Source organism: Streptomyces sp. NPDC050743 (assembly GCF_044456925.1).
GTDB lineage: Bacteria > Actinomycetota > Actinomycetes > Streptomycetales > Streptomycetaceae > Streptomyces.
This window is the reverse complement of record NZ_JBITGJ010000081.1, coordinates 1-20,562: the sequence shown is the minus strand read 5'-3', so window position 1 is coordinate 20,562 and position 20,562 is coordinate 1. Positions and strand designations below refer to the sequence as shown.

Genomic DNA, 20,562 nt, shown 5'->3' with positions numbered 1-20,562 from the left:
ACCGTAAACATATGAAGTCATAGTTCTAAGCTCAAGGTCCCCTTAGGGTAAAGCTTGAGTCAATGCACGAGGTGGTGACCGTGAGGCGGTACGAGATCGAGGGCGGCGCCCGCAGGGCCGTCTTCAGTCCGGTGGACAACCGGGCCCGCGTGGACGCGGTCGTCCGCCGCATCGGCGATGCCATCGAACTGGGTCTTCTGGCCGACGGTGAGCAACTGCCGGGTGAGTCCGAGCTGGCCGGACAGCTCGGCGTCTCCACGGTCACCCTGCGCGAGGCGCTCATGGCCCTGCGGCAACAGGGCATGGTCACCACCCGCCGGGGCCGCGGCGGCGGCAGCTTCGTCTCCCTCCCCGAAGTCCCCGCCGACGACCGCCTCAAGGCCCGGCTGCGCGGCTGGAGCACCGAGCAACTGCGCGACCTGGGCGACCACTGGGCCGCCCTGTCCGGCGCCGCCGCCCGGCTCGCCGCACAGCGCACCGAACCCGAAGACCTTCATCAACTCCACCGTACCGCCGAGGAGTTGATCCGCGCCGAGGACGCGGCGGCACGCAGCCGGCTCTACGGCCGCTTCCACGTCGAACTCGCGGCGGCCGCCCAGTCCGCCCGGCTCACCCGAGAACAGGTCGCCCTGCAGAGCGAGATCGGCGCACTGCTCTGCCTGGTCCTGGCCGACGACGCGTTTCGTGAAGAAGTTGCGGACCGTCACCGCGCCGTGATCTCCGCCGTGCAGGATGGGGCCCACGAAACGGCCGGCACGCTGGCCGAGCGGTGCGTCAGGGAGTCGACGGCGCGGCTCGTCGCCGTACGCCTCACCCTCTGACCGCGCCGCGTCAGGTTCCCGTCCGCTGGAGGACACCATGGGCCGGAGCCCCGCACTCGCCACCCTCGACACGGAAACCGAGGCGTGGGTGGCCGCACAGGTCGGCGGCGCGCTGGAGGCCGTCTTCGCGACGGTCGCCGCCACCCGCGCCGCCACCGAAGCCCTGCTCGACCGCGTGGCCGTCGAGGGCCGGCGCCCGGCCAGCGTAGACCTCGCCGCGCTCCGCCCCGGACTGCACGTCCACCTGATCCGCGAGGAACTCGTCTCCGGCGTCGGCTTCGTCGCGGCGCCCGGCCTCCTGACGGACGTGCCCGCCTGGCTGGAGTGGTGGCAGTCCGGCGCCGACGGCGACGTACGCCCGCTCCTGCTCGACCTCGATCCCGGCCAGTCGGCGTACTCCGACTACACGCACTGGGACTGGTTCGCGCTGCCCCGCGACACCGGGCGGCGGGCGGTGGCCGGACCGTACGTCGACTACCTCTGCTCCGACGAGTACAGCCTCACCCTCTCCGAACCCGTCCTGACCCAGGGCCGGTTCTCGGGGGTCGCCGCCGCCGACGTCTATCTGCGGCACTTCGAGACGGCCGTCCTCCCCCTCCTGCGGCGCCTGCCGCGCCCGGCCCACCTCGTCAACGCCCGGGGCCGGGTCGCCGCCTCCGCCGACCCCGCCCACCTGGCCGGCTCTCTCACCAAGGGCCCGGATTTCGGCGAACTGCTCAGCGCGGCGCGGCCCGGCGCGTACGACGGCATGCGCCTGGTGCCGTGCCGGGGCGTGCCCCTGGTGCTGGTGCTCGCCTGAGCCCGTGAGGACGTCGGGACGTAGCCTTCGGAGCTATCGGTGTGTCGGTTTACGCCATCGTGCCCTGAGCGCTGCTGCCTTCGGCGCCCACGCGGAGCGTGCCGTCACCGCCCGGAAGCGGCCGTACGGTGAGTGTCTGCTGGGCCTGGCCGATCGGGCCGTGGATGTCGTGGAGGACGCTGCTGGTGAGGCCCTGGCCGGTGGGGCCGAAGGTGACCGTGGTGTCCAGGCCGACCCAGCGGCCCGCCGGTTGCCGGTGCAGATGGACCGTCAGGTCGACGTTGGGAAACATCCACTCGGTCGGCGACCGGCGTACGGCGATGCCGTTGGCCGTGTCGACGAGGGCGATGTAGGAGGCGACCGGGCTGCTCGGCTCGCCGGCGACGAGGCCGAGGTCGGTGGAGATCCAGGCCGTGCCGCGGCCGGGCTCGGCGGGGGTGACCGGCCGGACGTCGACGGACGCGCAGTGTCCGCCGGGCCATACCGAGCCCAGGGACTGACCGGCGAGCCCGTCCGGCGGAGTCAGGCGCGTCTCGGCACCGCCGGCCACGGCGCCGGTGTCCAGCTCGGTCAGCAGCCAGGCGCGGGCCCGTACCACCGGCCGGTCGGCGATGCGTACGACCGCTTCGAGCAGTTCGATGGTGCGGCCGGGCCGGATCGACTCCACCTGGATCTCACACTCGTCCAGGGCGAGGCGCCCCAGGATGTCGAAGCTGATCCTGGACAGGAGCAGTCCGCTCGGCGGGCGCTCGGCGCGGTACTGGTCGATCGCGTGGGCCACGAGTCCGCCGAGCGGGCTGAAGTGCATCTCGTCGGTGTCCCACGCGCCGCTGGCGTGCGGGGTGGGCTTGTAGCGATGCCGGTCTATGCGCTCGAAGTAGCTGGCGGCCAACGGGTGCCTCTCCTCGGGATGTCTGTGCACGGGGTTGAGCAGGTCGTTGCACAGTACATCCGTGACCGCGACCGGTTCACGGCTACCTCCGGTCCGACGGTCTTCGCCCGCTGAAGCGGCCCGGCCCGGCGCCGCGGACAGTGCGGCGCCGGGCCGGGTGGGGACGGTCAGGCCGCCAGGCGCTCCGCGAGCTGCTTGGCCTTCGCGGCGGCCTCCTCCAGGGCGCGGTCGCGGGAGGCCTCGTACAGCGGGATCAGCTCGGCCATCGCCGGGTTCTGCGGGGCCATGGTCAGCTCCGGGACGATGAAGTCGAGGTCCAGACCAAGGGTGTCGGCGAGGATGACCGAGAGGTAGTTCTGCACGTACTCGTATCCCTCACGCGGGGTGCCCGGCCCGTAGGCGCCGCCCCGGCTGGCGACGACCGTCACCGGGGTGCCCTTCGCGGACGGGGTCTCGCCCGCGGTGCGGCCGAAGAGGATCACGTTGTCCAGCCAGGCCTTCAGGGTCGAGGGGATCGAGTAGTTGTACATCGGGGCGCCGATCAGCACCGCGTCGGCCTGCTCCAGCTCCTCGATCAGACGGACGCGCTCGGCGAAGGCGGCGGCCTGCTCCGGCGTGTGCGACGCCGGGTCGGCGAAGCCGGCGGTGTGCGCGGCGGCGGTGATGTGCGGGGCGGGCTGCGCCGCGAGGTCGCGGTAGACGACCGTGCCGTCGGGGTGCTGCTCCTGCCAGTGCGCGCGGAAGGTCTCCGCCACGGCGCGCGAGGCGGAGGCCTCGGTCGGGAACACGGACGAGTCGATGTGCAGCAGGGTGGCCATGGTGACTCCAGAAAGTCGACAAAAGGGGCAGGGGTAGCCCGGTGGCTCAGCGCTCGCTGAGGTTTCGTACTCGACTATCTTTAACACATGGACTTACTTTTTTTCACCCCCCTACGGCGAGGTAGTACCCTGAGCGCATGGCGGCGGACGTGACGCACGACAGTGCGGTGTGCAAGCAGGTGGACGATGGCATCACCCGTGTCTTCCAGCTGCTCGGAAAGCGCTGGAGCGGCCCGATCGTGGCCGTCCTGGTGGAACAGCCCGCACACTTCGCCGACCTGCGCCGGGCCGTCCCCGGTATCAGCGAGCGCATGCTGTCCGACCGGCTCGCGGAACTCGGCGCGGCCGGACTCGTGCTCCGCGAGGTCGACGAGGGCCCGCCGCTGCGCGTGTCCTACCGGCTGACCGAGGCGGGGGCCGCCCTGGAGCCGGCGCTCCGGGAACTGGGCGAGTGGGCAAAGGCCCACCTGCCGGACGCGCCGCCGTGCCCCGGCGCTTAGCGCGAGCGGCCGGCCGGATCATCCATGCAGGGCGCCATCCGGCCATGGCCGGCACCGCGCAGTGGGTGCGAACCGTCTGGGCCAAGCGGTCACGCGGCGGCACCGCTGCCGCCCGGGGAACGCCGTACCGGCCGGATGAGCGTGTGCGAACGGGACGGCGCCCTCCGGGTGTCCGCCCACTGCGGGCCGTGGTGCGGTCTGCCGCCCCCGCTCCGCAGGTCGCCGGCGGTGCGGCTACGGGTCCGGTCGCGCGTGACGTGTCCCTCGGGGAACCGGCCGTGCTCGTCGACGGGTGCGTGCCGGCGCGACAGCCCGGCGGCGACCACGAGAGGATCGGGGCCCTGGTCCGTCATGTGACACCGGAGGGGACGCCCGTGGCGCTCACGCTCGAAGACCGCTTCGCCATCACCGAGTTGATCTCCCTGCACGGCCACCTCGTCGACGAAGGTCAACTCGACCGGCTGGACGAGCTGTTCACCCCGGATGTCGTCTACGACATCAGCGACTTCGGGCGTGACCCGCTGGTCGGAGTGGCTGCGATCCGTCAGGCGGCACTGGCGCTGGGCGCAGGGAATCCCGTCGCCCACCATGTCACCAACGTGGTCGTACGGGAATCGGCGGACGGCCGGGTGCGGGCCCGCTCCAAGGGGCTCGGTGTCATGGCCGACGGCTCCTGTGGTTCCGCCACCTACGACGACACCCTCGTCCGCACGTCCGAGGGCTGGCGGATCAGTCACCGCAAGCTGTCCGCGCGACGCGTTCCGCTGAACGGCGTGACCCGGTCCGAGTGAGCCGGTGCGGGGTTCGTCCGCCGCCTCGACGCACCGGATTGCCGGATGGTGCGGAACACGGTGCTTCGGCGACGGTGGTCTCCCGTGGTCGCCCGTCGGAAGGACGGCTCGTGCGCACCCTCACTGCCACCGCACGCCCTGGGCCGCCCGGCACCGGCGGGGTGTGGCGCATGGACGGCTATGGCACCGTGCTCGTCATGGGCGGGGGAGTGCTGCAGGAGTACCGGACGGCATCCGTCGGCTGCCTCGAGGGCTGAGACCTTCACGCAGGCGCTGAGGGACCGCGCCGGACGGACCGTGCGGATCGGGCAACCCGCCGCAGCTGACCGAACCGGTCTTCACCGAGGAGGAGTTCGCCGAGAACCGCGACTCGGCCCCCGACCGCGCGGTGAACCCGCTCAGCGGGCGCGGCCGAGCCGGATCAGTCCACCGGCCAGGTGTGGGCGGGCGCGTTGAGGTGCATGTAGTCGATGTACAGCTGGGTCATCTCGCGCAGGGCCTCGTGGCGGCCGGCGCGCGTGGTGGCGTCGAGGTGGTGGAACATCTCCTTCTGCCACACGGCGCCGTTGCGTGCCGTCACACAGCGCTGCTCGATGATGCCGAGCAGCGGCTCCCGCCAGGCGTCGTCCATGCCGGACTGGGCAAGCCCCCGGTGCGCCAGCGGCAGCAGCCTGCGCAGGACCAGCTCCGGCACCGGCACCTCGCCCATGCCGGGCCAGTACAACAGGGCGTCGATGCCACGCCGGGCGGCGGTGTGCAGATTGTCCTCGGCGGCCGCGAACGACATCCGCGACCACACCGGCCGGTCCTCCTCCACCAGGGCCCGGGTCAGGCCGTAGTAGAAGGCGCCGTTGGCGAGGGTGTCGGCGACGGTCGGTCCGGCGGGCAGCACCCGGTTCTCCACCCGGATGTGCGGGAGGTCGTGGGAGACGGCGTACACCGGGCGGTTCCAGCGGTAGATCGTGCCGTTGTGCAGGGTCAGTTCGCCCAGGTCCGGGATGTCGCCGCGGTCCAGGGTCTCCGCCGGGTCCTGTTCGTCGCACAGCGGGAGGAGGGCGGGGAAGTAGCGCAGGTTCTCCTCGAAGAGGTCGAAGACGCTGTTGATCCAGCGCTCCCCGAACCACACCCGGGGCCGTACGCCCTGCACCTTGATCTCCTCCGGGCGGGTGTCCGTGGCCTGTTCGAACAGCGGGATACGGGTCTCGTGCCACAGCTCCTTGCCGAACAGGAACGGCGAGTTCGCCGCCAGCGCCACCTGGACCCCGGCGATGGCCTGCGCCGCGTTCCAGTAGGGGGCGAACTCCTCGGGAGACACCTGGAGATGGAACTGCGTGCTCGTGCACGCGGCCTCCGGGGTGATGGTGTCCGCGTAGGTGCGCAGCCGGTCCACGCCGTCGACCTCGATGTGCAGGTCCTCGCCGCGGGCCGCGAAGATCTGGTCGTTCAGGAGCTGGTAGCGCGGGTTCTCCGACAGGGTTTCCTCGCCGATGTCCTGCTGCCGCAGGGTGGGCAGGATCCCGATCATGATCAGCCGGGTGCCGATCGACCTGGCCCGCTCGTCCGCGTGGTTCAGCGCGGCGCGGATCTCCGACTCCCACGCGTCGGGTCCGCCCGCCGTCAGCCGCCGGGGCGGCACGTTGATCTCCAGGTTGAACCGGCCCAGCTCGGTGGACCAGACGGGGTCGGAGATCGCCTTCAGGGCATCGGTGTTGCGCATCGCCGGCTCGGCGTCGTCGCCGACCAGGTTCAGCTCGATCTCCAGACCGACCTGCGGCCGCTCGGACTCGAACCGTGCCTCGCGCAGCATCTGCGCCAAGGCGTCCAGGCACGCGTGCATCTTGATCCGGTACCGGCGGCGGTCCTCGCGGGTGAAGACGAGCGCCGGGACGTCGCGTCCCATCGGCCCTCCAGGATGCCCCTCGTCGCAACCTCCATTACCCAGCGTCGCACCAACGCGCGGGCCTCACCAGGCGCGGCCCGCGGCCGCGAGCCGGTGCCGCGGTGTACGAGCCTGGGGGCGCGGGCCCGTCGAACGGTTCGGTTCGTCCGGCCGGTCCGTCACCGCCGTCGCCTCCACCGCCGCAGTCCTCCACGGTGAGTCGTCCTCAGATGCGGCGAGGACGGGGCCGTGTGGCCGCGCGCCCCTGATTCTCCGGACGGGCCGGATCGGCGCCTGGTACGCGGCCGTGCACGGTGCGTGGTGAATCCCGATGCGGTCCGTGAGCGGAGCGCCTCCGTTGTCATGGGGGCGATCGTCGCCCTGGCGCCCGGATCCGCCAGCTGCCGGAGATCCCGGCTTCAGGCGTTCTTACGGGCCACGCCTCCGTAGAAGCCGATGGACTCGGAGCCGGGCGGCGGGGTGGTCTCCGGGCGCCAGAACGGAACCTGGGTCAGGCCGGGCTCGACCAGTTCGAACCCGTCGAAGAACCGCTCGACCCGGTCGCGGGACCGCAGGTTCATGGTGGCGGTCGCGCTGTTGTAGACGGCCTCGGCCTCGCTGCGGTCGTTGGCGAAGTCGCCCGTAGCATGCGAGAGCACCAGGAAGCTGCCGACCGGAAGCGCGTCGCGCAGGGTGGCCACGATCCGCTCGGGCTCGTCCGCGTCGCGGATGAAGTGGAGAATGGCGACGAGGAACAGGGCGACCGGCTGCTCGAAGTCGATGATCCGGCGCACCTCGGGGTGCTCGATGACTGACTGCGGATCGCGCAGATCGGCGAGCACGATGCTGGTCGTCCCGGACCGGCTGAGCAGCGCGTCGGCGTGCGCCTTCACGATCGGATCGTTGTCGACATAGGCGACGCGCGTGTCCGGAGCCAGCTCCTGGGCGACTTCGTGCACGTTCGGCGAGGTGGGCAGCCCGGTGCCGATGTCGAGGATCTGGCGGACGCCGCTGCCTATGACGTACCGGACCGCACGGTGCAGGAAGGCGCGGTTGGCCCGTACGGAGATCCACACCTCGGGCGCGGCCTCGGCCAGTTGGTCGCCCGCCAGTTGGTCCACCTCGTAGTTGTCCTTGCCGCCCAGGAGGTAGTCGTAGATCCGTGCGGGATGCGGCTTGCTGGTGTCGATGTGCACGGCCTGGCCGCCGTCCTGAGTCACACTGTGCTCCTCTCCACGACCGTCACGGCCTCGGTCCCGCAAACGGTTGGCCAAAGCTTCCCACATCAACTATCAGCTGCACGTGTGGAGTTCCGGTAGCTGAGGGTCACCGGGTCACTGCCACCGGGGCCGAGTGGCGGCGGATCCTGCCGCCGGCCGCGGACGCGATCCCAGGACGTCCCCGGAACGCCCCCGTTTGCCCGGGCTCAGGCGTCACTCGTCCGGTCATCTCCTGCGCAGGGGACGCACAGCACGGGTCGGCGGTACCTCCGCGCACCGGACGCATCGCACGGGCCGGGCCCGTCCCCGCCCCGCTCGCCGGGCGCCCGTCACCCGGCCGGCCCGGCTCCGCTGGCCTGTGCGACTTCGGCGTCGGATGGTCGGAACAAGATCGGTGAGTCGAAGCATCGTCCGACCGGTCGTGGGTCGTCCCTCCGCGTCCGTGACGAGGCGGGTCGACGCGCCGGGGGCGGGGAACGGTTAATCCATGCGCTCGGGTCGTTCCCCGCCTCTCCCGCCGATTCTGCTCTCCAGCCCCGTCGCCCCGGCACAGCCGGTCCTCGCCGCCGCCGCTCACTGCCGGCCGGAGGAGTCCGCGTTCCGCCGCCAGAGCGCGATCGCCGGCGTCCTCCCAACGCCCGTGGCCCGTCCGCGTCGATCGCCGGCGGCGGTGCGGCCCGATCACCGGCCGACCGAGGTGCCGCTACGCCGTTCGGCCGGGCGTCCAGACAAGGGGTGTCCTCACAGTGTGAGCCGGAGCTGACCGGTGCCGCTTCGAGTTTGAAACCGATCGGTTTAGGATGCACGTAAACCGATCGGTTTCCTGCTCTGGAGATGACTATGACCTCGATCAAGGACGCTGTCGTACTGGTCACCGGCGGCAGCCGTGGCCTGGGCAAGGCGCTGGTGGAGGGGCTGTACGCGCGCGGCGCCGCCAAGGTGTACGCCACGGCCCGCGACCCCCGCACCGTGACCCACCCCGACGCCGAGCCCCTCGCCCTGGAGGTCACCGACCCCGCATCGGTCGAGGCCGCCGCGGCGCAGGCCCGGGACGTCACGATCCTGATCAACAACGCGGGCGTCTCGCTGGGCGCGCGCTCCTTCCTCGACGCCCCCGTCGACGACGTACGCCGCGAGTTCGAGATCAACTTCTACGGGCCCCTGCTGGTCACCCGTGCCTTCGTCCCCGTCATCGAGCGCAACGGCGGGGGGCACCTCCTCAACGTCCATTCCGTGCTCTCCTGGCTCGGCGTCGCCGGCTCCTACAGCGCCACCAAGGCTGCCCTGTGGTCCCAGACCAACTCCCTGCGTCTGGAGCTGCGTTCACGCGGCATCGGGGTCACCGGGCTGCACGTCGGCTACATCGACACCGACATGACCTTGGACGTCGACGCGCCCAAGTCCGCTCCGGGCGACATCGCCGCCCTGGCCCTGGACGGAATCGAGGCCGGGGCGTACGAGGTGCTGGCCGACGACCGGACCCGGGATGTGAAGGCGGCGCTCTCCGGGGATCTGGCGGTGCTGTATCCGCAGCTGACCGAGTAGGTGCCGGAGCAGGTCTCCGCGGGCGGACGACCAGTGAAACCTCACGGGTAACAGCCGTCGCGAGCACCGGCGTTTCGGCCACGCACCGCCGCTGCGGAAGCCTTGTGCCACTGCGACCGCGCGTTCGACGCCCCGGAATCCCGGGTCCGCGCTTCGTCCGGAAAAGCGTGCGTTCGATTCGCCTGCGCCCTCGTTGAGCCGGGCACCACCGGACCATCCAGGTGCGGTGCCGACCCGAAGGAGGACGCAGGTGACCTCGACCGACGCCTCGACAGGAGACTTCCCGCCGCCCCCTCCGCCGCCGGCCGTGATCAGCTACGAGGGCAAGTTCGGCAAGAACCCCCTGGAAGAAGCCAGTTTCCGCAGGATGTGCGGGCGGCTGCCGTCGGTGCTGCGCAGCACCGCGGGCATGGCCTGGTCCGTCGACCGCTCCGGGGTCGTCCTGCTCCTCGTCTGCCAGCTCCTCACCGGCGTCGCGGCCGCCGTGGTCCTCGGCTGTACCGCCGAGGCCATGACCCACATCCTCGGCGCGGGCCCTGTGTCCGAACGTCTGCACGGGGCCCTGCCCGCGCTCGCGGTCGTCACCACGGCGGCGGCGGTCGGCCGGATCAGCAGGGCTCTGGCGTCCTATGCGGACGGGCGGATCACCCCCGCGGCTGGTGACCGAGGCCGACGTGGCGCTCGTCTCCGCCGTCTGCCGGGTGGAGGCCTCCGCCTGCGACGAGGACGGCTTCGCCGACCGGCAGGAGGCCGCCGAGGTGGGCGTCACCCGCACCACGACGATGGTCAAGGACGCCCAGCAGTTCCTGGCCTCACTCATCCGCATGGTCGCCGCCGCCGGAGTCATCACGGCACTGCACTGGCTGATGCTCCCGCTGTTGCTGCTGGCCGTGCTGCCCGCGGCCCTGGGCGCCGTGCTCTCCGCCCGCGTCGATTACCAGACGCACTACGCCAACGTCGGCGACCGCAACGTGCGCGGCATGATGCGCTGGTGGGCCACCTATTCGCGGCACGGCGACGAGGTCCGCGCGAACGGGATGACCGACTACCTCGTCCACTGGTACCGCGCGCTGTCCGAGCGCATCGACCGGCGCATCCTGAGGGCCGCGCCGCGCAGCCTCCGAATCGTCCTCGCCACCTCCGCCCTCGGCGGTGCCTTCCTGCTCGTCACCTGGTCCGCGCTCGCCTGGCTCGCCATGACCGGGCGGGTCGCCCTGCCCGTCGCCGCCACGGCGGTGGTCGCCGTGCAGACCACGCTCGCCGCGCTGTCCCAGTTCGTGCAGTACGGCGCGGCGATGTTCCACACCTCCCTCTACCTCGCCGACATGCGCTCCTTTCTCGACATGGCCGCCGAACGCGCCCCGAAGCGCGGAGTGTCGACGCTCCCGGAGCAGGTCGAGGAGATCCGGCTGGAGGAGGTCGTCCACCAGTACCCCGGCAGGGACGAGCCCGCCGTGGACGGCGTCTCCCTCACCCTGCGGCGCGGCGAGATCCTCGCGATCGTCGGCGAGAACGGCTCCGGCAAGTCGACGCTGACTAAGCTCATCACCGGCATCCTGCTCGCCGACAAGGGCCGGGTCCTCTGGGACGGTGTGGACCTCGCGCGCGCCCGGCCCGACTCGGTCTGGAGCCGGACCGCACTCGTCCCTCAGAACTTCGCCTGCTGGCCCCTGCGGGCCAGGGAGAACATCACGCTCGGCCAGCCGCGCACCCATGACGACGGTCCGGTGTGGGAGGCCGTCGACGCGGTCGGCATGCGTGAGACGGTCGAGCGGTTGCCCCACGGACTTCGACACCCTCCTCGCACGCGAGATCTACGGCGGCACCGAGCTGTCCGGCGGACAGTGGCAGCGCCTGGCCTGCGGGCGTGCCCTGTACCGCCGTACCCCCCTGCTCATCCTGGACGAGCCGACGTCACAGATGGATCCGCGCGGCGAGCACCAGATCTTCCTGGAGATCAAGCGCATCGCCGCGCGGCGCATCACCATCGTCGTCACCCACCAGCTGGAGAACACCCGCCTCGCGGACCGGATCGTCGTCCTGCAGAGCGGCCGCGTCGTCGAGCAGGGCAGCTACGACGACCTCGTGCACGCCGGCGGCCTCTTCGCCGAACTCGTCGCCCTGGCCAAGGACCGGTGACGGCGGCCGGGGTGCGTGCCACGGCTCGATACGATCATGATCACGCTGACGGAGAAGTCCCGCCCGGTGCCCGGGTCGGCACCGTTGCGCACCAGGCGGGACCACACCGACGAGGGGAACCGAACCATGGAGTACGTCAAGCTCGGCACGAGCGGCCTGGAGGTCTCCCGGCTGGCGCTGGGCTGCATGAGCTACGGCGTGCCCGACCGGGGGCCGCACCCGTGGACCCTGGACGAGGACGCCGCCCGCCCGCTCATCCGCCAGGCGCTGGACGCGGGGATCACGTTCTTCGACACCGCCAACAGTTACTCCGCCGGCACCAGCGAGGAGATCGTCGGCAAGGCACTCGGGGAGATGGTCCGGCGTGAGGACGTCGTGATCGCCACCAAGGTCTACTTCGCCGTGGCGGACGGCGCGGCGCGCGGCGACCGTCCCAACCGGTCGGGGCTGTCCCGCAAGGCGGTCATGACCGAGATCGACCACAGCCTGCGCCGGCTCGGCACGGACCACGTCGACCTCTACCAGATCCACCGATTCGACCCGCACACCCCGGTCGAGGAGACGATGGAGGCGCTGCACGACGTGGTCAGGGCGGGCAAGGCCCGCTACATCGGGGCGAGTTCCATGTACGCCTGGCAGTTCGCCAAGCTGCAGCACACCGCCGAGCGGCACGGCTGGACCACGTTCGTGTCCATGCAGAACCACTACAACCTCCTCTACCGGGAGGAGGAGCGCGAGATGCTGCCGCTCTGCGCCGACCAGGGCGTCGGCGTGATCCCGTGGAGCCCGCTCGCCCGAGGCCGGCTCACCCGGGACTGGGAGGCCACCAGCGTCCGCGGCGAGACGGACGCCTACGGCCGCACCCTGTACCAGCCGGACGACAAGCGGATCGTCGACGCCGTCGCCGCGATCGCCGAACGCCGAGGCGTCCCGCGGGCCCAGGTGGCCCTGGCCTGGGTCGCGTCCCGCCCCGGCGTCACCGCCCCCATCGTCGGCGCCACCAAGCCCCACCACATCCCGGACGCGCTCGCCGCACTCGAACTCCGGCTCACCGAGGACGAGATCCGGGAACTGGAGGAGCCGTACACGCCCAGGGGGATCGCCGGCCACTGAGCCGACCGCGCGCCACAACTCGCGAACGCCCGTCTGGCCCGTTCCTGGACAGACGGGCGTCACGGTATCTAGAGTTCTTGTCCAACAATGGAAGATCAGTCCACGTTGGAGACCGTCATGGCCGCCGCTTCGCCCGTAACGTTCGACGACGTCCGTGCCGCCGCCGCACGCCTCGAAGGCGTCGCCCACCGCACCCCGGTCGTCACCTCGCGCACCCTGAACGCCCTCGTCGGCGCCGAGGTGTTCATCAAGTGCGAGAACCTCCAGCGCGTCGGCGCCTTCAAGTTCCGCGGCGCCTACAACGCGGCCGCCCAGCTCTCTCCGGACCAACTGGCCAAGGGCATCGCCGCCTACTCCTCCGGCAACCACGCCCAGGCCACCGCCCTGGCCGCCCGCGAACTCGGCACCAGCGCCGTCATCCTGATGCCCGAGGACGCCCCGCGACTCAAGCGGGAGGCGACCGCCGGATACGGCGCCGAGATCGTCACCTACGACCGCTACACCGAAGACCGCACCGCACTCGGTACGGCCCTGGCCGAGGACCGCGGCCTGGCCCTCATCCCGCCCTACGACCACCCCCACGTCATCGCCGGGCAGGGCACCGCGACCCTGGAACTCCTCGACGAGACCGGCCCGCTCGACGCCCTGCTCGTGCCGGTCGGGGGCGGCGGCCTGATCGCCGGAAGCGCCACCGCCGCCAAGGCCCTGCACCCCGGCATCCGGATCGTCGGCGTGGAGCCGGAGGAAGGGGACGACACCAAGCGCTCCCTGGAGAGCGGCGCCCGCGTCACCCTGCCCGTGCCCCGGACCATCGCCGACGGGCAGGCCCTGCCCACGCCCGGCGAGCTCACCTTCGAGATCAACCGGCGCCTGGTCGACGCCATCGCCCTCGTCAGCGACGCGGAGATCGTCGCCGCCATGCGATTCGCCTTCGAACGCCTGAAGATCGTCCTCGAACCCAGCGGCGCCACCGGCCTGGCCGCGCTCCTGGCCGGCCGCGTCGACAACCTCCCGCCCCGCATCGGCATCATCGCCTCCGGCGGCAACATCGACACCGGGCGCTTCGCCGAACTCATCGGCCGGTGAGGGCAGTTGTGGCGCGGCGCGAAAAACCGCAGGCGCCGCTGCGAGCCCGTCGGATACCGTGAGCGCATGTCCACGCCCCGAATTTCCTAGCTGAGGACCCGCTTCCACGCCAGGAGTGTGTCCTCTCGCTGTTTCGGAGCGTTACATCATGATCACCACTCGCGATGTCGAGCTGCGCGCCGGTGCGCGCCTGCTGCTGTCCGGCATCTCCCTCACCGTCTCCCCCGGCGACCGCATCGGCCTCGTCGGCCGCAACGGCGCCGGCAAGACCACCCTGCTGACCGCGCTCGCCGGGCGGTCCCGGCCCGCCGCCGGCACCATCACGCACACCGGTCCCGTCGGCTTCCTCGCCCAGGACTCCCGCGCCGCCGACCCCGCCACGACCGTCACCGACCGGATCCTGTCCGCCCGCGGCCTCGACACCGCGCTGCGCGACCTGCGCAAGGCCGAGACGGCGATGGCCGACGCCGCCCGCCCGGCAGAGCTGGAGCGGGCCATGAACGCCTACGCCCGCGCCGACGCCGCCTTCCAGGCCGGCGGCGGCTACGCGGCCGAAGCCGAGGCGGCCCGGCTGGCGGCCGGACTCGGCCTGCCCGAACGGGTCATGAGCGAGCCGGTCGGCACCCTGTCCGGCGGGCAGAAGCGCCGCGCGGAACTCGCCCGCATCCTGTTCGCCGGAACCGAGGGCATCCTGCTCTTGGACGAGCCCACCAACCACCTCGACGCCGACTCGCTCACCTGGCTGCGCGGCTTCCTCCAGGGCCACCAGGGCGGACTGGTGCTCGTCAGCCACGACACGGCCCTGCTCGCCGAGGTCGTCAACCGCGTCTTCCACCTGGACGCCGCCCGGGCCACGATCGACGTCCACAACACCGGCTGGAACGCGTACAGGACCCGGTGCGAGACGGAGGAGCGGCGCCGCACCCGGGAGCGGGCCGGCACCGAACGCAAGGCCGCCGCCCTGCACGCCCAGGCGGACCGCATGAAGGCCCGCTCCGCCACCGCCACGATGGCCCGAAGCATGGCCCGCCGTGCCGACCGCATGCTGGCCGCCCTGGAACCCGCCCGGCGCACCGAGAAGACCGCGCGGATCCGGCTGCCGGAGCCCGCCCCGTGCGGGCGGACGCCGCTCGGCGCGATCAGTCTGGCCAAGTCCTACGGCGGCCACCGGGTCCTCGACGGGGTGGACTTGGCGGTGGACCGCGGCAGCCGCCTGGTCGTCCTCGGACTCAACGGCGCTGGCAAGACCACCCTGCTGCGGATCCTCGCCGGTGCCGAACGGCCGGACGCGGGACGCGTGGTGCACGGACACGGGCTGCGCCTCGGCTACTTCGCACAGGAGCACGACACGCTCGACACCCACCGCACGGTCCTGGAGAACCTGAGGGCCGCGGCACCGCACCTGGACACCGGTGAGGCGCGGCGGGTGCTGGGCGCGTTCCTGTTCGGCGGGGACGACGCCGGCAAGCCCGCGGGTGTCCTCTCCGGCGGCGAGCGGACCCGGCTGGCGCTGGCCGGCCTGGTCCACTCCGGGGCGAACGTCCTGCTGCTGGACGAGCCGACCAACAACCTCGACCCGGTCTCCCGCGACGAGGTGCTGACCGCGGTCGACTCGTATCCCGGCGCCATCGTCATGGTCACCCACGACGAGGGTGCCCTCGACGCCCTCCGCCCGGACCGCGTCCTGCTGCTGCCGGACGCGGACGAGGACCTCTGGAGCGAGGACTACCGCGACCTGGTCGCCCTCGCCTGAGAGCCGCTGTCCTTCAACCCCCCATCCGAGTTTCACCATGGTCATATAAGATCCACGCAATTTGATCACCAAATCTTGATCGTGGGGGGACCGGATCGTGAACTCGCATGTCGTCAAAGGAGCATTCGCGCTCGTACTGAGCGGGACGATGGTGGGGGCGCTGTCCGCCGAGGCGGCGTCCGCGCCGACCGCGGGCATCGCGGCGGGGACCGCCACGGTGACCAACGACCCCGTACAGCCTGGCGTCTGGGGTACGGCCACCGAGCTCGCCCCCTCCGCCCAGCACCGCGTGCTGGCCCTGCAGGCCCGCGCCGACGGCGCCCTCATCGCCCTGCGCGACCAGCCCCAGGACCCCACGCAGACCGCCGAGGTCCGCCGGCTCACCGTCCAGGTCCGTCCGGCCGGCTCCACCACCTGGGCCGCGCCTCAGACGCTGTCCACCGCCGCCGACTACATCCTCGACGCCAGTACCCTCGCCCCCCAGGCCGACGGCTCCTTCCTCGCCTACTGGCGCGAGCGCGTACCCGGGGGCAAGTTCCTGCTGAAGGCCGCCACCCTGGCCCCCGGCGCCACCCGTTGGTCCGCCCCGACCACCGTCGCCACCACCGACTGGACCGACTGCCCTCCCGTCGTCTTCGGCAGCGCCACCGGCCGCCTGACCGCCGTCTGGGCCACCCAGGTCCTCGGCGGCCGCGAGCTGCGCATGTCCGAGCGGCCGGCCCCCGGCGAGGCCTGGTCCGAGCCCACCGTATTCGACACCGTCAAGAGCGACACCGAGGAAGGGGAGTGGTACCTGACCGGGCTGGACGCCACGGTCGACGAGGCCGGCAACGCGGCCATCGCCTGGAACCTCGACGACGCCTTCCGTGAGGGTGGCTTCGCCGGCGCGACCGGCACCGAGGTCTCGTACCACTCCCGGATCATGGAGCGGAAGGCCGGCGCGACCACGTGGGGCGACGCCGAGGACCTGACCCCGCTCGCCGGCACCCATCCGGGTGCCGTGCGCCTCGACGCCGATCCGGCCGGCGGCCTCACCCTCCTGTGGGCGAGCGCCGGCAACGGACCCGTCCGCTTCGCCCGCCGGAGCGCCCCCGGCGAGGCCTGGAGCGCCCCCGAGCAGACCCCGCTCACCGGCTGGTACGCCCCTCGCACCCTGCCCCGTCCGCTGACCGCGCCGAACGGCGACGTCACCCTCGTCGACGGCACCGACAAGGCGGTGATCTCCACCACCCGCTCCGCCCGCACCGGCGTCTGGGGCGCCGTCGAACAGGCCGACGACCGCCGTCCATTCGGCTCCGCCCACTACGCCGTCAGCTCCGGCATCGCCACCGACGGCACGGTGCACGCCGGCTGGGCCGTGTCCATCGGCAGCGGCAGGTACCGGTACGTCTCCGGCTTCCGCACCCGCGGCGGCTGGTCGGCGCCCAAGACGCTGGGCACCACCACCGACTACCGGGGCATCGGCGGCGCCGTCACGGTCGCGGGCACCCGCCCCACCGCGCTCTGGTACGACAACTCCGCCTCCGGCGGGCCGCTGTACACCGTCTCCGGCACCAGCCGCCCGCTGCCCCGCGCCCGGGACTACGGCGACGACCGCCGCGCCGACGTGCTCGCCCTGAGCGGCACCACCCTGACTCGGTACGACGGCGACGCCGCGGGCCATCTCGCCGAGGGCTCCGTGCACAGCGGCGCGGTCACCGGCGGCTGGCCCTCGGGTACCCGGTTCACCGGCTTCGGCGACCTCAACGGGGACCGCGTCAACGACGTCCTCGCCGTGCTGCCCACGGGCGAGGCGCGCATGTACGAGACCCCGGCGGGGCGGCTGCCCGTGCCTACGTCCCCGTACAAGAAGACCAGCAGCGACTGGCGCGGCTACAACGTCCTGACCAGCCCCGGCGACCTGACCGGCGACGGCCGCGCCGACCTGCTGGCCCGGTCCGCCGCCACCGGTGACATCTACCTGTGCGCGGGCAACGGCAGCGCGGGATTCGCCCCGCGCGTCAAGATCCGGTCGGCATGGAAGGGGTACACCCGGGTGATCGGCGCCGGGGACCTCAACGGCGACGGGCGCGGGGACGTGTTGGCCCTCGACGGCTCCGGCGAGCTGTGGCGCTACAACGGCACCGGCACCGGCAAGCTCGCCGACCGGGTGCTGGTCTTCCGCGACTGGGGCAAGAGCTACCGGCAGGTGCTCGGCGCCGGTGACCTGAACGGCGACGGCAAGGCCGACCTGCTCTCGGTCGACGCCGACGGCGTGGCCTGGCTCAACCCGGGCACCGGCCACGGCACCTTCGGCAGCCGGGTCCGCGTCGGCTCCGGCTGGACCGGCCGCACCCTTTCCTGACCCGCGGCGTCCTCCCCGACCGGCGGCCCGCACCGAGGGGCACCCCATGGCGCGGTCCCGCCTTCCCGGGGTGCCTGGAGAGGGAGCCCCGACCGGTCTCGCAGACCGGCCGGGGGCACGGACCGAGCAGCTCGCAGCGGCGCGCTCGCGTTCAAGTACCGCACCGGGACGCCGTGGATGGACCTGCCCGAACACCTCGGTTCGTGGAAGGGCGCCCACAACAGAAGGTCTTCACCGCCCTGCTCGCCGAGGCCGACGCCGACGGCGACCTGGAGTGGGTCGTCGCGGTCGACGCCACGATCGTGCGGGCTCATCAGCACGCGGCCGGGGCCCGTCAAAAGGGGCCCCGGGCGGCGAGCCGGCCAACCATGCCCTCGGACGCTCCCGCGGCGGGCTGACCACGAATCCACCTCGCTGCTCACGGCCGCTGCCGACCGCTCGCTTTCGTCATCACACCCGGCCAGGCCGGCGACGCACCCGCATTCGAGCAGGTCATGGCCCGAATCCGAGTGCCCCGGCGGACAGGCGCCCCAGGGTTACACCGGAGGCGGTCTTGGCCGACAAGGCGTATTCGTCCCGGGCGATCCGCCGTCATCTGCGGCGGCGCGGGATCCGGACGGTGATCCCGCAGCCCGCTGACTGGGCCGCCAACCGCAAGCGGCTCGGCCGCCAAGGTGGCCGCCCGCCAGCCTTCGACCGCCGACACCGTCGCCGTACGCAAGATGGACAGCGCCGACCACGGCGACATCGTCGCTGCGCCCCTGGACGACGAAGCCGATCCCAGGCGATGACACCCGCGTCCTCCGCAGGGTCGCCGGTGTCCTGTGCCTTTTCTGATCATGAAGGTCTGTAGCCATTTCTGCGTGTCACTGCGAGCCTGCGGCCACCAGGGTCGCAGTGATGGGTTCGAGCTCGGTGATCAGTTCGTCGAGTTCGGCGGGGGACAGGGCGTCGTAGGGCGGGGTGGCGAGTTCGTCGGTGAGGGTTTCGATGCGTTGTTTGGTCGCGCGGCCGGAGTCGGTGAAGTGGCCGTCGGTGTCGATGAGTCCGCGTTCGCGCATGCCGTCCATGACCGCGGCCAGACGCTCTTTCGGCAGGTGATGGATGCGTCCGAACGACTCCGGCGGGTGGATGCCCTGCTCCAGCGCGGAGAGCACGTGGGCCTCCGTGCCGCCGATCCGCGCGCCGACGAGAGCGGCGATGTGCCCGTCGCCGCGGTGCTCGCGCAGCATGGTGGCGGAATGCCACAGCCGGGCAACCGGGTCGCTCGGCACCGCAAGGGTGCGCATCCCCGCGTACATCACCCGGCCTTCGGTGGGGGCGCTCGTCGCGGCCTTGGTGGTCAGGTCGGCGGCGCGCACCAGGCCCGGCGAGCCGGCCAGTGCGTCGCCGAGGATCCGCCGTAGGGAGGCCGCGCTGCCCCTTTCCCGCGCGGCGACGGAGGCCTCGGGCGCAATCGTCTCCCAGGCGCTCGGGATGTGCCGTGCGGCTTCCCCGTCGGCGAAATTGTAGAAGGCCGCGTGCACGACCTGCGCCGGTACCCGCCCCAGCGGCGCGGCGCGGCTGGCGAAGTAGCCGTCCCAGTAGGTCCGGTGGCCGAGTGCGGCCAGTTCCTCGTTGCACTCGTCGGCGAAGAACGTGACCAGGCAGATCGGCTCCAGGAGCTCGAACATGCGGCGGGCGATGTGAGTCATCGGATGCAAGCGCGTCTTGCCCATCGGGTTCTCCCTTTGTCAGGTGTGCCGACTTGGACCGTCCGGCACACCGAAACTCATCGGCGACCGAAGGGAAGCAGTGCAGATGGGGGGTCTTCGAAGTTGAGCGGTGCAGGGTCGGTGGCCGCTGACTGTCCGTCACGGTCTGCGATGAGTGGGGTGGTTGTCGGCCCTGGATGTAGGACGCCCGTGGTCCCGGGTGATCATTTCTGTTCTCTACGCAGAAGGATCACTGGGGAGCCACGGGCTTGGTCAACGATACGACGTTGCTGTTGGACCTCGACGGGGTGTCCGTCATGCGGGTCGAGCGGTGCGAGGACGGTGGGCGCCGGGTCCATCTGGTCACGGCGGATGCCTCGGCCCGGGCCTGTCCGGCCTGCGGGGTCTTCTCGTCCCGGGTGAAAGGCTCCGCCACCACCCGACCCCGTGATCTCCCTTATGGCGAGCGCGGGCTGGAGTTCTTGTGGCACAAGCGGCGCTGGTGGTGCCGCGAGCCGGCCTGTCCTCGGAAATCGTTCACCGAGCAGATCCCGCAGATCCCGGCCGGCGCCCGGCTGACCGGGAGGCTACGGAGTACGGCCGGACGTCGGATACGGGATGCCGGCTCCACGGTCATCCAGGCCGCCCGCGATCTGCATCTGTCCTGGCCGACCGTGATGGACGCCTTCCGGACCGTTGCCCGCGAGGTCGTCGAAGCGCCGCTGCCCGAGGTCGAGGTGCTGGGCATCGACGAGACCCGGCGCGGCAAGACCCGCTGGGAGCAGAACCCCGAAACGGGCAAGTGGCAGCTGACACGGGACCGGTGGCACACCGGGTTCGTCGACGCGCTCGGTGTCGGTGGCCTGCTCGGCCAGGTCGAGGGCCGCACCGCCGCCGACGTGCTGGCCTGGCTGTCCACCACACCTCTGGCCTGGCGCAACAGCATCCGGCACGTCGCCATCGACATGTCGGCCACCTACCGGGCCGCGGTCCGCACCGGCCTGCCGAACGCCGTCGTCGTGGTCGACCACTTCCACGTCGTGCAGCTCGCGAACAAGATGCTGTCCCTGGTCCGGCGCCGCACCACCGCCGAGATCCGCGGACGACGCGGACGCGCCACCGACCCGGAATGGAAGGCTCGCAGGCGTCTGCTGCGCAACCGCGAGGA

Annotated in this window: 17 protein-coding genes and 2 pseudogenes; 13 read left to right on the top strand and 6 right to left on the bottom strand. The window is 71.8% G+C overall.

Annotation, left to right across the window (positions count from 1 at the left end):
* Window positions 1-80 precede the first annotated feature (80 nt).
* A complete protein-coding gene (locus ACIBJF_RS41365; RefSeq protein ID WP_399181952.1) occupies window positions 81-821 on the top strand; it encodes a FadR/GntR family transcriptional regulator in 741 nt (246 codons plus the stop codon).
* 37 nt (window positions 822-858) lie between these two features.
* A complete protein-coding gene (locus tag ACIBJF_RS41360) occupies window positions 859-1,620 on the top strand; it encodes a cache domain-containing protein (RefSeq protein WP_399181950.1) in 762 nt (253 codons plus the stop codon).
* A 49-nt stretch (window positions 1,621-1,669) separates the two neighbouring features.
* Here ACIBJF_RS41360 and ACIBJF_RS41355 read toward each other — a convergent pair whose 3' ends face one another.
* Together ACIBJF_RS41355 and ACIBJF_RS41350 are read right to left on the bottom strand one after the other, a co-directional pair.
* The gene (locus tag ACIBJF_RS41355) at window positions 1,670-2,512 is read right to left on the bottom strand and encodes a thioesterase family protein (protein ID WP_399181948.1); all 843 of its coding nucleotides are present in this window, start codon (window positions 2,510-2,512) and stop codon (window positions 1,670-1,672) included.
* Between the two features lie 167 nt (window positions 2,513-2,679).
* Entirely contained in the window at window positions 2,680-3,330 is a 651-nt protein-coding gene (locus ACIBJF_RS41350) for an FMN-dependent NADH-azoreductase (RefSeq protein ID WP_399181946.1), read from the bottom strand.
* A gap of 137 nt (window positions 3,331-3,467) precedes the next feature.
* Between ACIBJF_RS41350 and ACIBJF_RS41345 the strand changes: the two genes are divergently transcribed.
* On the top strand, window positions 3,468-3,830 hold the full coding sequence (locus tag ACIBJF_RS41345; protein WP_365328540.1) for a helix-turn-helix domain-containing protein: 363 nt from the start codon (window positions 3,468-3,470) through the stop codon (window positions 3,828-3,830).
* Between the two features lie 89 nt (window positions 3,831-3,919).
* On the opposite strand, the gene ACIBJF_RS41340 is transcribed toward ACIBJF_RS41345, so the two are convergent.
* The gene (locus tag ACIBJF_RS41340; RefSeq protein WP_399181944.1) at window positions 3,920-4,183 is read right to left on the bottom strand and encodes a hypothetical protein; all 264 of its coding nucleotides are present in this window, start codon (window positions 4,181-4,183) and stop codon (window positions 3,920-3,922) included.
* Between the two features lie 21 nt (window positions 4,184-4,204).
* Here ACIBJF_RS41340 and ACIBJF_RS41335 point away from each other — a divergent pair, with 21 nt between their 5' ends.
* Together ACIBJF_RS41335 and ACIBJF_RS41330 are read left to right on the top strand one after the other, a co-directional pair.
* A complete protein-coding gene (locus ACIBJF_RS41335) occupies window positions 4,205-4,621 on the top strand; it encodes a nuclear transport factor 2 family protein (RefSeq protein ID WP_399181942.1) in 417 nt (138 codons plus the stop codon).
* 110 nt (window positions 4,622-4,731) lie between these two features.
* Entirely contained in the window at window positions 4,732-4,878 is a 147-nt protein-coding gene (locus ACIBJF_RS41330; protein ID WP_399181940.1) for a hypothetical protein, read from the top strand.
* Between the two features lie 164 nt (window positions 4,879-5,042).
* Here ACIBJF_RS41330 and ACIBJF_RS41325 read toward each other — a convergent pair whose 3' ends face one another.
* Window positions 5,043-6,521 (bottom strand): glutamate-cysteine ligase family protein, encoded by a 1,479-nt coding sequence (locus ACIBJF_RS41325; protein WP_399181938.1) that lies wholly within the window; start codon window positions 6,519-6,521, stop codon window positions 5,043-5,045.
* Window positions 6,522-6,919: 398 nt separating this feature from the next.
* The gene (locus ACIBJF_RS41320) at window positions 6,920-7,720 is read right to left on the bottom strand and encodes an SAM-dependent methyltransferase (protein WP_399181936.1); all 801 of its coding nucleotides are present in this window, start codon (window positions 7,718-7,720) and stop codon (window positions 6,920-6,922) included.
* An 840-nt stretch (window positions 7,721-8,560) separates the two neighbouring features.
* Here ACIBJF_RS41320 and ACIBJF_RS41315 point away from each other — a divergent pair.
* The 7 genes and pseudogenes from ACIBJF_RS41315 to ACIBJF_RS41285 all read left to right on the top strand — a co-directional run.
* Window positions 8,561-9,265 carry an SDR family oxidoreductase gene (locus ACIBJF_RS41315; protein WP_399181935.1) on the top strand — a complete coding sequence of 235 codons (705 nt, stop codon included), beginning with the start codon at window positions 8,561-8,563 and terminating at the stop codon, window positions 9,263-9,265.
* A gap of 367 nt (window positions 9,266-9,632) precedes the next feature.
* Window positions 9,633-11,404 (top strand): annotated as a pseudogene (locus tag ACIBJF_RS41310) (ATP-binding cassette domain-containing protein).
* A 126-nt stretch (window positions 11,405-11,530) separates the two neighbouring features.
* A complete protein-coding gene (locus ACIBJF_RS41305; RefSeq protein ID WP_399181982.1) occupies window positions 11,531-12,517 on the top strand; it encodes an aldo/keto reductase in 987 nt (328 codons plus the stop codon).
* Between the two features lie 117 nt (window positions 12,518-12,634).
* Entirely contained in the window at window positions 12,635-13,603 is a 969-nt protein-coding gene (locus tag ACIBJF_RS41300; protein ID WP_399181932.1) for a threo-3-hydroxy-L-aspartate ammonia-lyase, read from the top strand.
* Between the two features lie 148 nt (window positions 13,604-13,751).
* On the top strand, window positions 13,752-15,356 hold the full coding sequence (locus tag ACIBJF_RS41295; RefSeq protein WP_399181930.1) for an ABC-F family ATP-binding cassette domain-containing protein: 1,605 nt from the start codon (window positions 13,752-13,754) through the stop codon (window positions 15,354-15,356).
* A 97-nt stretch (window positions 15,357-15,453) separates the two neighbouring features.
* Window positions 15,454-17,700 carry an FG-GAP repeat domain-containing protein gene (locus ACIBJF_RS41290; RefSeq protein WP_399181928.1) on the top strand — a complete coding sequence of 749 codons (2,247 nt, stop codon included), beginning with the start codon at window positions 15,454-15,456 and terminating at the stop codon, window positions 17,698-17,700.
* Between the two features lie 87 nt (window positions 17,701-17,787).
* Window positions 17,788-18,397: pseudogene (locus ACIBJF_RS41285) on the top strand (IS5 family transposase); the annotation flags it as partial.
* A gap of 169 nt (window positions 18,398-18,566) precedes the next feature.
* On the opposite strand, the gene ACIBJF_RS41280 reads toward ACIBJF_RS41285, so the two are convergent.
* Complete coding sequence (locus tag ACIBJF_RS41280) at window positions 18,567-19,418, bottom strand: MarR family transcriptional regulator (RefSeq protein WP_399181926.1); 852 nt, start codon at window positions 19,416-19,418, stop codon at window positions 18,567-18,569.
* Window positions 19,419-19,663: 245 nt separating this feature from the next.
* Between ACIBJF_RS41280 and ACIBJF_RS41275 the strand changes: the two genes are divergently transcribed.
* The coding region (locus ACIBJF_RS41275; protein ID WP_399181924.1) for an ISL3 family transposase at window positions 19,664-20,562 on the top strand (899 nt) is incomplete at its 3' end.

Bases quoted from the DNA above. Each gene is read 5' to 3' on its own strand.
- ACIBJF_RS41345 (WP_365328540.1), top strand. From the start codon at position 3,468: ATGGCGGCGGACGTGACGCACGACAGTGCGGTGTGCAAGCAGGTGGAC.
- ACIBJF_RS41360 (WP_399181950.1), top strand. From the start codon at position 859: ATGGGCCGGAGCCCCGCACTCGCCACCCTCGACACGGAAACCGAGGCG.
- ACIBJF_RS41280 (WP_399181926.1), bottom strand. From the start codon at position 19,418: ATGGGCAAGACGCGCTTGCATCCGATGACTCACATCGCCCGCCGCATG.
- ACIBJF_RS41340 (WP_399181944.1), bottom strand. From the start codon at position 4,183: ATGACGGACCAGGGCCCCGATCCTCTCGTGGTCGCCGCCGGGCTGTCG.
- ACIBJF_RS41315 (WP_399181935.1), top strand. From the start codon at position 8,561: ATGACCTCGATCAAGGACGCTGTCGTACTGGTCACCGGCGGCAGCCGT.
- ACIBJF_RS41350 (WP_399181946.1), bottom strand. From the start codon at position 3,330: ATGGCCACCCTGCTGCACATCGACTCGTCCGTGTTCCCGACCGAGGCC.
- ACIBJF_RS41300 (WP_399181932.1), top strand. From the start codon at position 12,635: ATGGCCGCCGCTTCGCCCGTAACGTTCGACGACGTCCGTGCCGCCGCC.
- ACIBJF_RS41305 (WP_399181982.1), top strand. From the start codon at position 11,531: ATGGAGTACGTCAAGCTCGGCACGAGCGGCCTGGAGGTCTCCCGGCTG.
- ACIBJF_RS41295 (WP_399181930.1), top strand. From the start codon at position 13,752: ATGATCACCACTCGCGATGTCGAGCTGCGCGCCGGTGCGCGCCTGCTG.
- ACIBJF_RS41325 (WP_399181938.1), bottom strand. From the start codon at position 6,521: ATGGGACGCGACGTCCCGGCGCTCGTCTTCACCCGCGAGGACCGCCGC.